The following is a 13,946-nucleotide window of genomic DNA, read 5'->3' as shown; positions in this document are numbered from 1 at the left end:
TGTAGGCAAAGCTCGCCGTGGGCACTGGGGCTCGCGGCGGGCCTGCATGACCCCCTCACCCCAGCCCGCTTGTTGCGATCACCCACCCTTAGCTGGTCAAAATTTCACCATTGTTCAAGTGAAATCTCGCTTTTCCGACTACCGCTTGTCAGAAATTTGTAATGAAACGTAAGTCTCAAATTCTCCCGATGCTCAGTCAGTACGCTGGACATCGGCCGAATACAAAAATCACGTTTCTCGATTTTCGCCACTTTTTTTAGCGAATCGATCCCTGATCGCAACCGGAAATGATTAGTCGTTTAGTGTTCAATATTCCGAGATAATCCATTAAATGACTTTAATATAGGTTTCAGTTCTTTTCGGTAAAAAAGATTTCACCTGCCACGGAAGAATTTCACGGGATATTTAGAAAGTGATGTGAGCGTGCTACTATTTGCGGCGATTTTTTGCAATGGCTATTTGATAGCACGTCACATTAATTTACATAAGCTGCGCACGCAGTGGTCATTCAGGGAAGATATCCGTGGCGGTGCTTACTCAACCTCCCGGCGTCGATGCGCCGAGCAAACGTGTGTTTTCGCAGGAGTTGAGCCTGCCTGGCGTGCCACGCGTGGCCATCTTGATGTGCACGTACAACGGTGCTCACTTCCTCTCCCAGCAGTTGGACTCGTTCGAGCAGCAGAGCTACCGCAATTGGGTACTCCACGTTTCGGACGATGCGTCCAAGGATCAGACGCTCGATGTCCTCAAGGCCTACTCCGAGCAGTGGGGCGGGCATCGCATCAAGGTCTACGAAGGGCCGCAAGCCGGTTTCGTGCGCAATTTCCTGTCTGTCACTTGCCGGGCGGATATCGACGCAGAGTATTTCGCTTGGTCGGATCAGGACGATGTGTGGGGCGCCGACAAGCTGCAAGTCGCTGTGGACTGGTTAGCCACCTTGCCGCCTGATGAGCCTGCACTTTATTGCGGGCGAACCCAGCTGATTTGCGAGGGCGGTATCCACCGCGGCTTTTCGCCGCATTTTGCCTCGCCGCCGCATTTCAAGAATGCCCTGGTGCAAAGCATCGGGGGCGGGAACACCATGGTTTTCAACAAGGCGGCGCGCGCCTTGATCATGGAAGCGGGGGCCGAGTTGACGGTGCCCTCGCATGATTGGTGGTGTTACCAGCTGATCACCGGAGCTGCCGGTATCGTGCATTACGATCCGCAGCCTCGGGTGTTTTACCGTCAACATGAAAACAACGTGGTTGGCAGCAATTCCGACTGGCGCGCACGCATGCGTCGCCTGGCCATGGTGTTCCAGGGGCGCTTCTATGAGTGGAACGCGCTGAACATCCGTGCCCTTGAGACCATGAGCCACCGGTTGAGCAAAGACCACCGCAAAACCCTCAAGCTGTTCAAGACAGCGCGGAAAAGAAGCTTGCCTGTACGGGTCTATAAAGTACTCAGGGCAGGCCTGCATCGGCAGACCCTCCTCGGCAACCTCGGCTTGCTGCTCGCGACAATACTGAAAAAGATCTGATCACATGACTATTCTGGTAACTGGTGGTGCCGGTTTCATCGGCGCCAACTTCGTCCTCGACTGGATTGACCAGTCGGGTGAAACCGTCATCAACCTGGACAAGCTGACCTACGCCGGCAACCTGGAGAACCTCGCCACCCTGGAGGGTAACCCCCAGCATGTGTTCGTGCGTGGTGACATTGCCGACGGCCAACTGCTGCAGCAGTTGCTGGTCGAACACCGCCCTCGGGCTGTCGTCAATTTTGCAGCAGAGTCGCATGTCGATCGCTCTATCCACGGTCCTGAAGATTTCATTCAGACCAACATCGTGGGCACGTTCCGCCTGCTGGAGGCCGTTCGCGCCTATTGGAATGGGTTGGAAGGTGACGAAAAGCAAAAGTTCCGCTTCCTCCACGTTTCAACCGACGAAGTGTATGGCTCGCTGGCCGGTGACGCACCCGCATTCACTGAAACGCACCAGTACGAGCCCAACAGTCCATACTCGGCGAGCAAGGCAGCGAGTGACCATCTGGTGCGGGCTTATCACCACACCTACGGCCTGCCGGTACTGACCACCAACTGTTCGAACAACTACGGCCCATACCATTTCCCTGAAAAACTGATCCCTCTGATGATCGTCAATGCGCTGGCCGGCAAGGCGTTGCCAGTGTATGGCGATGGTCAGCAGATCCGCGACTGGTTGTACGTCAAGGATCACTGCAGTGCCATTCGCCGCGTGCTGGAAGCGGGCACTGTCGGTGAGGTTTACAACGTTGGCGGCTGGAACGAAAAGCCCAACCTGGAAATCGTCAACCGTGTCTGTGCGCTGCTGGATGAGCTGCGTCCTCGGCTCGATGGCAAGCACTACAATGAGCAGATCACCTATGTTACCGATCGCCCCGGCCACGACCGGCGCTATGCGATCGATGCGCGCAAGCTGGAGCGTGAACTGGGTTGGAAGCCTGCCGAAACCTTCGAGACGGGTATCCGCAAGACGGTGCAGTGGTACCTGGAAAACCAGGCATGGGTAGAAAGCGTCCAGTCTGGCAATTACCGTGAGTGGGTCGAGAAGAACTACACCGAGCGCAATGCATGAAAATACTTCTGCTTGGCAAGAATGGTCAGGTCGGCTGGGAATTGCAGCGCAGCCTCGCCCCGCTGGGCGAGGTGCTGGCACTTGATTCTCGTAGCCCGGAATACTGCGGTGACCTGGCCAACCTCGAAGGCCTGGCGGATACACTGCAGCGCTATGCGCCCGATGTGATTGTCAACGCAGCGGCTTACACCGCCGTTGACAAGGCAGAGTCCGAGCCAGAGCAGGCCCATCGCGTCAATGCTGAGGCGCTGCAGGTCATGGCAGACGCGGCGGCCCGCAGTGGTGCGCTGCTGGTGCACTATTCGACCGACTATGTCTTCCCCGGCGACGGAATAGCGCAATGGCGAGAAACCGATGGGGTCGCGCCGTTGAATGTCTACGGTGTCAGCAAGCTGGCGGGAGAGCGGGCGATACAGGCTTCGGGTTGTCAGCACCTGATTTTCCGCACCTGCTGGGTCTATGCGGCGCGCGGCAACAATTTCGCCAAGACCATGCTGCGCCTGGCGAGTGAGCGCGACAGCCTGGGCGTTATCGATGACCAGTTCGGCGCACCTACTGGCGCAGACCTGATTGCCGACGTTACTGCACATGCTATCCAGGCTACGCGACGGCAGCCTCAGCTGAGTGGCTTGTATCACTTGGCAGCAGCAGGTGAGACCACCTGGCATGGTTACGCACGTTACGTCATTGGCCAGGCAGCGGCAGCCGGCGTGCAACTCAAGGTGCCGGCCGAAGCCGTTAAGGCGCTGACCACCGATGCCTACCCGACCCCCGCCAAGCGTCCGGCCAACTCCCGCCTCAATACCGAAAAACTGCAGAAAGCCTTCATGCTCAATCTGCCCGCCTGGCAACAGGGGGTGGCACGGATGCTGACGGAAATTATCGAGAAGCAATAATGAGCAAACGTAAAGGCATCATTCTGGCGGGCGGGTCGGGGACCCGCTTGCACCCGGCGACATTGTCCATCTCCAAGCAGCTGCTGCCGGTGTACGACAAACCGATGATCTACTATCCGCTGACCACGCTGATGTTGGCCGGCATTCGCGACATCCTGATCATTTCCACACCTCAAGATACCCCACGTTTCGAGCAACTGCTCGGTGATGGCGCGCGGTGGGGGTTGAACATCGAGTATGCGGTTCAGGCTTCACCTGATGGCCTGGCCCAGGCATTCCTGATTGGCGAGCAGTTCATCGGCAACGACCTTTCGGCATTGGTGCTGGGCGATAACATCTTTTACGGCCACCACTTCAACGAGCTGCTGCACAGCGCGACCGTCCGTGAGCAAGGCGCAAGCGTTTTCGCCTACCACGTCAATGACCCCGAGCGCTACGGTGTGGTGGAGTTCGACGCCCAGGGCAAGGCGGTCAGCCTCGAAGAAAAGCCGCTGCAACCGAAGTCCAATTATGCCGTCACGGGTTTGTACTTCTACGACCAGCAAGTCGTCGAGATCGCCAAAAGCATCAAACCGTCCGCGCGTGGCGAACTGGAGATCACCGACCTCAACCGCATCTACATGGACCAGGGCAACCTCTCGGTAGAGATCATGGGCCGCGGTTACGCCTGGCTCGACACCGGTACCCATGATTCGCTGCTTGAAGCCAGCCACTACATTGCAACGATCGAACATCGCCAAGGCCTGAAAGTCGCCTGCCCGGAAGAAGTGGCTTTCCGTCAGCAATGGATCAGCGCCGAACAACTCGAGACACTTGCCGCTCCGCTGAGCAAGAACGGTTATGGCCAGTACCTCAAGCGTTTGCTGCAGGAAAAGATTTACTGATGAAAGCAATTCCACTCGCAATTCCAGATGTCATTCTGTTCGAACCACGGGTTTTTGGTGACGAGCGCGGCTTCTTCTTTGAAAGCTTCAACCAGAAGATCTTCGACGAAGTCGTTGGCCGCAACGTCCAGTTTGTCCAAGACAACCATTCGCGTTCGGCCCAAGGCGTACTGCGCGGTTTGCATTACCAGCTGCAACAGGCGCAGGGAAAATTGGTGCGCGTCGTCCAAGGTGAAGTCTTCGATGTCGCTGTAGACATTCGCCGCAACTCGCCGACGTTCGGCAAGTGGGTGGGTGCGCACCTGTCTGCGGAAAACAAACATCAGTTGTGGGTCCCGGAAGGGTTCGCCCACGGTTTTGTGGTGCTCTCGGAAACCGCCGAGTTCCTTTACAAGACCACCGACTTCTACGCACCGGCACACGAGCGCTGCATTACCTGGAACGACCCGGAGATCGGCATCGAATGGCCGATCGAGTGGGCGCCGCAGTTGTCGGCCAAGGACCAGCTGGGTAAGCGGTTGGCCGAGGCTGAAGTGTTCGGGGCTGTTTGAAACCAATAGCAAATTAGCGACCGAGCAGGCGCAGGGCACCCGCCCTGCGCTTTGCGTATTGGAACTTATGACTCAGATAGAAAATCTCGCGCCGGCTCAGGCATTTGAACTGGCGATGGCACAGATGCGCCAGAAACGCTGGGTGGAAGCGGGCACGTTGTGGCGGGCTTTTCGTGATCAGTATTCAGGTCATGCCGCTCCATGGTTGCAGGGGGCTGTTTGTCTTATGCGCCAGGGCCATTGTGACAACGCTGAAGCGCTGCTTGTGGTCGCGCGCGAAAAATTCCCCAAGAATCCTCTGACTTGGCTGATCTCTGCTGACCTGGCGAAACTTCAGAATGATGAAGCGGCTGAAGACGACATCTTGGCCCAGGGGCAGCATGTACTGAGTGCGCGCTGGGAAATTGTGTGTCGCCGTGCCGAACTGCACATGCGTAAAGGGGATGTCGAGGCTGCTGAGGCGCTGAACCAACTTGCGGTTCAGCAGCGTGGCGATGCGATAGAGCCGTTGATTCAGGCGGCAGAATTTGCCGACAGTCTGAAGGATTGGGCGCAGTCGGAACAGCGCTGGCAAGCCGTCGTGGCACTCAAGCCTGATTTCACGCGCGGTTACCTTCAATTAGTGAGCATTTACAAGTTGAAGGGTGATCTGCTCAGCGCACGACGCTACCGCTTGGCTGCAAAATACGGTGCGAATTTATTGGAGGCCGTGCCGAGTGGCGCGCCGGGCGGCAATAAGACCGCAGCCGTAGGGTTAACTCGATTCTCGCATTTTCTGGGATTGGTGTTCACCAAGGCCGGTTTAAACCTTAAATCCGAAGCCTCGCGAACCTACTTGAATTATGTGTGGGTGGTGGCTGAGCCTTTGTTGCATCTGGTTATTTATTATTATCTGTTTGGGCAAATCTTGAACGCCGGTGTTGAAAACTACGGGTTATTTTTGCTTTGCGGCCTGGTTCCATGGATGTGGTTCAGCAAGTCCGTTTCGGTGAGCGCGAGCAGCATAATCGGCGGGCAGGGGCTCATGTTGAACAGCAATTTGCCCGCTGTATTTTTCCCCTTGGTCAGTATGGTTCAGTCGACTCTGAAGCAGTTGCCCGCGTTGGCGGCGCTTTTTGTCTTGGCGTTGCTGACCGACAGTAAATCGCTTACCTGGAATATTTGTTATCTGCCGGTAATCATGGCGCTGCAGATGCTGTTGACGCTCACCGTCGGTATGCTGCTCGCGGCCGCGGTGACAGTGGTGAGGGATTTGGCCAATCTGGTGGGGACGGGCCTGATGCTTTTGATGTTCTTGTCAGGTGTCATTTACCAGTATCAGTCGCTACCTGAAGGTGTTGGGCATTGGGTTCAGTACAACCCCTTGACGTTACTGATAGCGGCCTATCGAACCATCATACTCGAAGGTGCTGCGCCCGATGCCTATGCGATGGCGTACGTTATTGTGGTCACCTTGGTCATGACAGTAGTCTGCGCCGCATTCTACAAATGGCAGCGTAATAATTTTGTACGTCGAGGCATGGCGTGAGCATAAAAAAATTTCTTTCGCTGCGTAATGTTGGTGTTCGCTTCAAACGAAATCATGCCGCAGGTTCCAGATTTTTCGAGCCGTTGAAGGAAGTCAATCTCGAGGTATTCGGTGGTGAAACACTGGGTGTGCTTGGCATCAATGGCGCGGGCAAATCGACCCTGTTGAAGGTTATGTCCGGGGCGTTGAAGCCCCATTTTGGCGTGGTGGAAAATCACGGTGTTTCCGTTTCGCTGCTTGCGTTGCAGGCCGGTTTTGACCCCAATCTGAGCGGCCGAGATAACGCCATATTTGGCGGTATGTTGCTGGGGCACAGTCGTAAAGAGATCATGCCCAAACTTGAGGAAATAAAAGAGTACTCAGAGCTTGGCGATTATTTCCATGAACCTGTGCGCAGTTATTCAACGGGCATGGCGGCGCGGCTGGGCTTCGCCATCAGCACGACGATAAGCCCGGACGTTTTGCTGGTTGATGAGGTGCTGAGTGTGGGTGACGCCAATTTCAAAAAAAAGGCGGAGCACACCATGATGAGAAAAATTGCGCACGGGCAAACGGTAGTGCTTGTTTCGCATTCGAAAACGATGATCGAGAGTTTGTGTGACCGCTGCGTGATTCTCGACGAGGGGCGCGTTGTCTCCGGGGAGTCGGTTGAACAGGTTCTTGAGATTTATGAAGAAATGATTTCATCAAGATGAACAAGGTAGTGAAAATGAAGTTTCTTGCGTTGAGCATGCCTTTGGCATTGGTCATGGTGTTGGCCGGCTGTGGGGCAGAAACCGCGCCCTCCAAATCCGTGTCGGCAACGAATGCGTGCAGTGTGGATTTTATCAACGGCAGTGCCAATCCTCTCGTGGCGGTAACTGATGGCAGGATTGCCATGCGCGGATGGGCGTTTGATCACAATACGATGACCGTGCCTGAGACGGTGGATTTACTGCTCAAGGACCGCGAGGGGAAAGTGTTTGTCATTGCGGGTGGTAAGCGCGCTGAGCGGCCGGATGTCGCCAAGGTGTTTAAAAGCCCTGCAGTCTCGGGGGCCGGATTTACCTTGGTAGCGAGTGTGGCTGAAGTTCCAAAAGGGGCTTACGGTTTTTCGTTGAGAATGTCCGATGGAAGTCGTGAGGTTCTTTGCGGTATCAAGAAAAACATCACCCTGTAAGCTGGCCAAATACCCCTTTTAAGTACCTGGAATAGGATATTAGCATTGGGCATTCTGCAAAATCTCCAAAACCGCCTGATTTACCCTGCGGCGTATGCGTATGTATCGCTGCAATCGGGCTGGAACAAGATGAAAAGCCTGTCGAAAAAGGACAAGGTAGTTTTTGCCAAGCCTTATGCCGGCGAAAAAATCCTGCTGATGGCTCTTTTTGAAAAAGGCGAGATTCGCCATGATGTTTTGGCGCTGTTTGAGAGTGCAAAGCGCCAAGGTGCCTATGTGCTCTGTGTCAATACACTGCGTATTGCCAACCCTGAGCGTTATGATGGGTTGGTTGATTGCTACATAGATAAGTACAACTTCGGGCGCGATTTTGGTAGCTACCAGTCTGCTTTTGAGTACCTCTATCGAGAAGGTATATCGGAGAATTGCCCTCGGCTTTTGATGCTGAATGACAGCGTTTTCTATAGCGCCAGCAAGGCGGAAAACTTTATTCAGGACATGTTTGAGTCGCCCGCTGAGGTGCTCGGGGGGACAGAGAACTTTGAGATCGAACATCATCTGGGTTCTTTCTGTATTGCGATGGCGGGCAATGTGCTTCGTCACGAAAAGCTGAAGAAGTACTGGAAAGACTACAAATGCAGCGATGTCCGCCCGCTGGTCATTAAGCGCGGGGAAATGCAGCTGTCAAAGACGTTAAAGTCATGCGTCAGTTCGCCTGAAAATTTCCGCGCTTTGTATGATGTCGCTGCGGCTGCTAATTTTTTGCGTAACAATAAGGATATGCTGGACGAACTCACCGTGTTGGCGCGCGAGAATGTCAATCCAGAGTTCCGAAGCTTTTCCTTGTCGCATGTGTCGGAAAAGCTGGTGTCTAAGTACCTGTTCAATTCATCCAGTCTGGTTGGGATAAATCTGGATGTCTCCGAGTTGGAGAATTTTGATAACCTCCCGCTGCACTATGCTCGTAATGTTTCTGGGTATTGCAAGTTTATTTCCAGCTCGATCAGTGGTGGGGAATTCTGTGAGAGCGATATGTCCAGCGCTGTGCGAGAAGAGGCGCTTTACGCATTTCTCGACTTCTTTATCAAGGGCTCGCAAGTTCACCAGAATGCTATTTTTCTGCACCGCATAGGGCTGCCATTCGTCAAGCTGGACGGCCTTTATCGAGGTGCCTTCTCTGTTCGTGATGTAGAGGTCATCGCTGAAGACTTCGACGATGAGCAAGCAGATAGGTTCCGTCGAAGCATGTATGCGCGGCCGTTCGGCCGAAATGTGTTATTCGGGTGGAAGCGGGCGGCATTCGAGCGCGGTTTGATTTAGTTGTAATGGTGAAGGCAAAGGTGCGAGAAGTTATGCAAGAGACATTGTTTGAGCTGAATGTTGCGGCTCGGTTGCCCGAGTCTGCAAAAGAAGTTGTTAACTTCTCGTGCCTTGACTTGCCGAGAGATGGACAGGTTTTTCAAGATAAAATAGTTTTCTCAGGTTGGTTGCTGGGTGCTGTGCCCGGTCAGCTTACCTCCATCGTTATCAAGAACGGTGGTCATGCGCACCCGGTTGGCACGCCTGTTGAGCGGCGCGATGTCCTTTCAAAAGTATTGGGCATCAATGATGCTGAGCTACCGCGTCACCCGCAGCTGCGTTGTGGCTTTTCTATTGAGCTGGCGATCAATCCGAAGAGCCCAATTGAAATCTATTTCGAAGTTGATGGCGTGCTTCATCTTTGGACCACATTAGGCGTGCAAGCCTCCAAGTTCGATTATCCTCGGCTTCAGTCTTTCTGGCGTGGGTATTCGACGGGTGAGCCGGTGGTCCCCGCAGATTTGAAGTTCCTGCGCACCTTAGATTCATTGAGCAATGATGTCATCTCGCGTGTGCTCATGGGGGAGGCGGAGGTTGTCGGACTGAAGGCGGTTGAGGCAAGATCGGGCTGGTTGGCGCGCGGCAAAAAGCTGATAGATTACTTGACCGCAGAGGACTTTGCGTGTCACGCCCTGGAAACCGCACTGTCCCATGGGGCGATCGTTGCCCCCAACCCTTTTGGTTATGGAGTGGCACTCTGTCGTCACAGCTTCACGGTGCCTGGGAATATAAACGTATTAATGTTCCGTGCACCTTCCCAAGAGGCTTTCTTTGTACTCCAGCATGTAAGCTCCGCTGACGCAATTTATTTTCCTGCCAAAAATCTTGTCGTCCTCGTGAAACATTTGCCGGCAGAGTCTGTAAGAAATGCCATGGTCGCCTTGTTGAAGGGTATGCAGGATGAGGCATTGACAGAGCCCAGCGACGAAAGGCAATTCTTGGGTGCCATCGCTTCTCATGGTCGACCCTACCATTTTTATTATGATGTCGCGCCAGCGATTCAAGGCTTGCATGAAGCAGATATCCTGTACAGGCTAGATAATATTTATTATTACGAAGGTGCCGACTTCTGCTCGTACAAGGATATTTACCAGTTGCCGGCGAATGAGCAAACCTTAAATGCCGTTGCTTTACAAGCGCATGTCGCCAGGCATAGCGGCTATGTATTTCATGTCGGTACGCTTTTTGATCGTGAGTCCTGTGAGCGCCTAACGCGCTTCGATGATGAGTTTTTGCGTTTCTCTCGGGGTACTTATAAAGCTTCAAACGACGCTGAACTGTCGTCGATGTCTGAGTGCTATCCCCTCATCTGGTTCGGCATCACGGTACAAAAGCGTTCATGGCTTGAGCAGGTTGAGGCAGCTCAAAATTTGATGAACGAGTTGCAGAAAACCTACCCCAAGGTTGGCGTTGTTTTTGATGGGTGGACTTCGCCACTCAACCCGACTGCGGCAGACAAAAGTGAGACGGCAAAAGATAATTTAGTGGTCGCCGAAGTGGCCAGCAAATTAAACCCGTCTATCCCCGTCTTCAGTGCTGTTGGTGCAACCAGTACCCAGAAAATAGCGTATGCGAGGGTTGCCGATGCCTACGTTGGAAACTCTGGAACGGGTGGTCTCCACGTGGCGCGATTTGCGGGTCGCCCTGGGGTGGGCCATCTCAATACCAAGATGATAGATTCCGATGAACATGTACGTCGACGCACGCGGTTAGTCGATAAAAAGTTTATTGTTGATCGCCCGGAGGACGCCGACCTTCGCCGGGATTTTATTAGTTACAGTCTTGACTGGCGTGTCGTCCATGGCCAGCTTGTGGAAATACTGAATTCGAGGGGTGAATAGTGCGCAACGTCAAGATCCTGGATTGCACTCTGCGTGACGGTGGTTATTACAACTCATGGAATTTCCCGGAGGCGGTAGTTGCCGAGTACCTCCAGGCGATGGTGGCCGCCAAGGTCGATATTGTTGAGTTGGGGCTGCGCTCGCTGAAAAACAGTGCATTCCTCGGTGCAAGCGCATTCACCACGGATAGTTACCTGAGAAGTTTGAATCTGCCCGCAAGTCTTGAGATTGCGGTCATGGTGAACGCCTCCGAGCTGGTGGGTAACCAGCAGTCGCTTGTTGAGGTACTGGAGAGCCTGTTCCCTGAGCGGGCTGGGCTCTCGCCCGTCAGCATCGTGCGCATTGCCTGCCATGTACACGAATTCTTCGATGCCTTGCCCGCGTCCTCATGGCTGAAGGAGAGGGGGTTCACGGTTGGGTTCAACCTGATGCAGGTTGCCGACCGCAATCAGCCCGAGATTGAGGAGCTAGCCAGGAAGGCAAGCCAATGGCCAGTGGATGTTCTCTATTTCGCCGACAGCATGGGTAGCATGGATCCTGATCGGATCGAAGAGATAATCGGCTGGTTCAGGCAGTACTGGAGTGGGGCTATGGGTATTCATACCCACGATAACATGGGCCATGCGCTGGCCAACACACTGCGAGCTGCCGCGTGCGGTGTGGAGTGGCTGGATGCCACGGTGACGGGTATGGGGCGTGGCCCAGGAAATGCCAAGAGCGAGTACTTGTTGTTGGAGTTGGGGGAACGAGAATATTCTCAGATAAACCTGGTTCCATTGATGGTTTTGGTTGAGAAATACTTCAAGCCTTTGCAGCACAAATGTGGGTGGGGAACCAATACGTACTACTATCTGGCTGGTAAATACGGTATTCATCCAACTTACATTCAGGAAATGTTGGGTGACTCTCGATACAGCGAAGAAGATGTGTTTGCGGTTATCCATCACCTGAAAGTCGAAGGTGGGAAGAAGTTTAGTTCTAATACCCTTGATACGGCGAGAAACTTCTATCAAGGCCACCCACGAGGGGCATGGTCTCCTGAAAGCCTTATTCAGGGCCGCGAAGTGCTCTTGCTGGGCACCGGTCCCGGGGTGGCCGAGCATCGCAGGGCGTTGGAGTCATACATTAAGCGTAACAAGCCATTTGTGATGGCGCTCAATACACAGTCGATGATCGATCCAGCGCTCATAGATGTGCGGGTTGCTTGTCATCCTGTGCGGTTGTTGGCGGACTGCCAGCATCATGCAAATCTGCCGCAACCTTTGATCACACCGGCAAGTATGCTGCCGGCCGATGTCACCGCATCCCTTCGCGGCAAGGAAATTCTCGATTTCGGTATCGCGATCAAGGCTAATACCCTCGAGGTCCACGGGACATACTGTACCCTGCCGAGTTCGCTGGTGTTCGCTTATGCACTGGCGATTGCCGCCAGTGGCAAGGCAAACCTCGTCCACCTCGCAGGCTTTGACGGCTATGGTGCTGACGACCCTAGAACCACAGAGGTCCAAGGCATTCTGAATGTGTTCAAGGATGTCATGCCAGGCTTCGAGCTTTGCGCAGTGACCCCGTCGCGTTATGCATTGAAATCAAAATCGATTTATGCGTTGGACAAATGATATGAAAAGCGTTGTTGTAATACCTGCAAGGTTCAAGTCATCCCGCTTCCCAGGGAAACCCTTGGTACCCTTGCTGGGAAAACCTATGGTGTTGTGGGTGGCTGAACTGTCTGCCCAGGCAGTTGGAAAGGCGAATGTCTACATTGCCACAGAAGATGAACGCATCGCTGATGTCGTGACGGAAGCGGGCTTCAACGTCGTGATGACGTCCGCGGGTGCCTTGACGGGGACAGACCGCTTGGCTGAAGCCGCCAAGCAAATCGATGCGGATATCTACATCAACGTTCAGGGGGATGAGCCGGTCATTGACCCGCTGGACATCCAGCGGATTATCAAGGTCAAAGAACAGCACATGCAGGCTGTCATCAATGGCTTTTGCTGGATAGGCGAGGATGAAGATCCGACCAGTGTCAACATCCCTAAAGTCGTGACCAATGAGAAGAACGATCTCATGTATATGTCGCGCTTGGCGGTGCCGGGTTTCAAGGACTCAGCGGTCGCGCCATTACGGTACAAAAAGCAGGTATGTATTTACGCATTCACCGCGCAACAGCTGGGCGCTTATGTTGACTTCGGCAGGAAGGGGGAGGTTGAGCGCAGTGAAGATATTGAGATTTTGCGTTTCCTGGAGCTTTCCGTCCCAGTCAAGATGGTAGAAACCTCGGGTGGAAGCCTCGCCGTTGATGTTCCAGAAGACGTTGCCATTGTTGAGGCGGTACTGAAAAAAGGTTTGATCAATGCGCCTCAGTGACTACAAGACTGTTGTTTTTGACTGTGACGGTGTCATTTTGGACTCGAATCGAGTCAAGACGTCAGCGTTTTTCAAGACGGCCTTGCCTTATGGGCAAGCCGCAGCCCATCAACTGGTTGCCTACCACACGAGTCATGGTGGCATTTCCAGGTTCAAGAAGTTTGAATACTTTTTGCAGGCTATCTTGCAGCGGGAAGCAACTGCAGCAGTCATGGATCAATTACTTGCTGCTTATGCGCGTGAAGTGAGCTCGGGCCTGATGCAATGTGCCATTGCCACAGGCTTGCCCGAACTCAGGGCCAGCACCCCTGATAGTCGTTGGCTTGTTGTCTCGGGAGGGGCGCAGTCAGAACTGAGGGAGATATTCGAGCAGCGCGGTCTTGCTGAATTCTTTGACGGGGGCATTTTCGGAAGCCCGGACACCAAAGAGGAGATTCTTGAACGGCAAATCAGCGAGGGTGCCATCGAAGGTGAAACGTTGTTTATCGGCGATAGCCGGTATGACCATGTAGCCTCCTCAGCTTATGGCCTGGGCTTCGTATTTTTATCTGGCTGGACAGAGTTCGAGGGTTGGCAGGAATACTGTAATGAGCGGGGGTTGGCGGTTCGTACTCGCTTGTCAGACCTGCTGTAATACTTGCACTGCGTGACTGGGTGTCGCGAACTCATATGGAGTTTGCCTCGGCTTAAATCGCCAACCTTCAGAGTGGCGATTTATCCTGTATCACGTGAGTGCTTTTTTCGCGGCAGATACGAAAAGTCTT

Annotated in this window: 13 protein-coding genes; all 13 read left to right on the top strand. The window is 53.8% G+C overall.

Annotated elements, in window-relative coordinates; genetic code table 11:
• Positions 1 to 523 precede the first annotated feature (523 nt).
• Positions 524 to 1,522: a glycosyltransferase family 2 protein gene (locus ACIPIJ_RS24190; RefSeq protein ID WP_401081506.1), complete on the top strand. Its 999-nt coding sequence runs from the start codon at positions 524 to 526 to the stop codon at positions 1,520 to 1,522.
• A 4-nt stretch (positions 1,523 to 1,526) separates the two neighbouring features.
• The gene (rfbB, locus tag ACIPIJ_RS24185; protein ID WP_401081504.1) at positions 1,527 to 2,597 is read left to right on the top strand and encodes a dTDP-glucose 4,6-dehydratase; all 1,071 of its coding nucleotides are present in this window, start codon (positions 1,527 to 1,529) and stop codon (positions 2,595 to 2,597) included.
• Positions 2,594 to 3,493, top strand: a complete 900-nt coding sequence (gene rfbD / locus ACIPIJ_RS24180) for a dTDP-4-dehydrorhamnose reductase (protein ID WP_401081501.1) — start codon at positions 2,594 to 2,596, stop codon at positions 3,491 to 3,493. Before rfbB ends, rfbD begins: the two co-directional genes overlap by 4 nt.
• Positions 3,493 to 4,377, top strand: a complete 885-nt coding sequence (gene rfbA / locus ACIPIJ_RS24175; protein ID WP_401081498.1) for a glucose-1-phosphate thymidylyltransferase RfbA — start codon at positions 3,493 to 3,495, stop codon at positions 4,375 to 4,377. Before rfbD ends, rfbA begins: the two co-directional genes overlap by 1 nt.
• A complete protein-coding gene (gene rfbC / locus ACIPIJ_RS24170; protein ID WP_401081495.1) occupies positions 4,377 to 4,928 on the top strand; it encodes a dTDP-4-dehydrorhamnose 3,5-epimerase in 552 nt (183 codons plus the stop codon). The genes rfbA and rfbC overlap by 1 nt, the downstream gene beginning before the upstream one ends.
• 67 nt (positions 4,929 to 4,995) lie before the next feature.
• The gene (locus ACIPIJ_RS24165; RefSeq protein WP_401081493.1) at positions 4,996 to 6,456 is read left to right on the top strand and encodes an ABC transporter permease; all 1,461 of its coding nucleotides are present in this window, start codon (positions 4,996 to 4,998) and stop codon (positions 6,454 to 6,456) included.
• Positions 6,453 to 7,151: an ABC transporter ATP-binding protein gene (locus ACIPIJ_RS24160; protein ID WP_401081491.1), complete on the top strand. Its 699-nt coding sequence runs from the start codon at positions 6,453 to 6,455 to the stop codon at positions 7,149 to 7,151. The genes ACIPIJ_RS24165 and ACIPIJ_RS24160 overlap by 4 nt, the downstream gene beginning before the upstream one ends.
• Positions 7,148 to 7,615, top strand: a complete 468-nt coding sequence (locus ACIPIJ_RS24155; RefSeq protein ID WP_401081488.1) for a hypothetical protein — start codon at positions 7,148 to 7,150, stop codon at positions 7,613 to 7,615. The genes ACIPIJ_RS24160 and ACIPIJ_RS24155 overlap by 4 nt, the downstream gene beginning before the upstream one ends.
• A gap of 45 nt (positions 7,616 to 7,660) precedes the next feature.
• The gene (locus ACIPIJ_RS24150; RefSeq protein WP_401081486.1) at positions 7,661 to 8,935 is read left to right on the top strand and encodes a hypothetical protein; all 1,275 of its coding nucleotides are present in this window, start codon (positions 7,661 to 7,663) and stop codon (positions 8,933 to 8,935) included.
• 32 nt (positions 8,936 to 8,967) lie between these two features.
• Positions 8,968 to 10,815: a hypothetical protein gene (locus ACIPIJ_RS24145; RefSeq protein ID WP_401081483.1), complete on the top strand. Its 1,848-nt coding sequence runs from the start codon at positions 8,968 to 8,970 to the stop codon at positions 10,813 to 10,815.
• A complete protein-coding gene (locus ACIPIJ_RS24140) occupies positions 10,815 to 12,431 on the top strand; it encodes an aldolase catalytic domain-containing protein (protein WP_401081480.1) in 1,617 nt (538 codons plus the stop codon). The genes ACIPIJ_RS24145 and ACIPIJ_RS24140 overlap by 1 nt, the downstream gene beginning before the upstream one ends.
• A complete protein-coding gene (locus tag ACIPIJ_RS24135) occupies positions 12,415 to 13,182 on the top strand; it encodes a 3-deoxy-manno-octulosonate cytidylyltransferase (RefSeq protein WP_401081477.1) in 768 nt (255 codons plus the stop codon). The genes ACIPIJ_RS24140 and ACIPIJ_RS24135 overlap by 17 nt, the downstream gene beginning before the upstream one ends.
• Positions 13,169 to 13,816, top strand: coding sequence for an HAD family hydrolase (locus ACIPIJ_RS24130; RefSeq protein WP_401081474.1), 648 nt, complete (start codon positions 13,169 to 13,171; stop codon positions 13,814 to 13,816). The genes ACIPIJ_RS24135 and ACIPIJ_RS24130 overlap by 14 nt, the downstream gene beginning before the upstream one ends.
• Positions 13,817 to 13,946 lie beyond the last annotated feature (130 nt).

The sequence above is a fragment of the Pseudomonas sp. NPDC087185 genome (genome assembly GCF_044744955.1).
In the GTDB taxonomy this organism is placed as follows: Bacteria; Pseudomonadota; Gammaproteobacteria; order Pseudomonadales; family Pseudomonadaceae; genus Aquipseudomonas.
Note: the sequence above shows the minus strand (reverse complement) of the source record. Positions and strands in the feature narration are given on the sequence as shown.

Coding starts and splice junctions, on each gene's coding strand:
- rfbD (WP_401081501.1), top strand. CDS start 2,594: ATGAAAATACTTCTGCTTGGCAAGAATGGTCAGGTCGGCTGGGAATTG.
- ACIPIJ_RS24135 (WP_401081477.1), top strand. CDS start 12,415: ATGCGTTGGACAAATGATATGAAAAGCGTTGTTGTAATACCTGCAAGG.
- ACIPIJ_RS24155 (WP_401081488.1), top strand. CDS start 7,148: ATGAACAAGGTAGTGAAAATGAAGTTTCTTGCGTTGAGCATGCCTTTG.
- ACIPIJ_RS24145 (WP_401081483.1), top strand. CDS start 8,968: ATGCAAGAGACATTGTTTGAGCTGAATGTTGCGGCTCGGTTGCCCGAG.
- rfbA (WP_401081498.1), top strand. CDS start 3,493: ATGAGCAAACGTAAAGGCATCATTCTGGCGGGCGGGTCGGGGACCCGC.
- ACIPIJ_RS24165 (WP_401081493.1), top strand. CDS start 4,996: ATGACTCAGATAGAAAATCTCGCGCCGGCTCAGGCATTTGAACTGGCG.
- rfbB (WP_401081504.1), top strand. CDS start 1,527: ATGACTATTCTGGTAACTGGTGGTGCCGGTTTCATCGGCGCCAACTTC.
- ACIPIJ_RS24130 (WP_401081474.1), top strand. CDS start 13,169: ATGCGCCTCAGTGACTACAAGACTGTTGTTTTTGACTGTGACGGTGTC.
- rfbC (WP_401081495.1), top strand. CDS start 4,377: ATGAAAGCAATTCCACTCGCAATTCCAGATGTCATTCTGTTCGAACCA.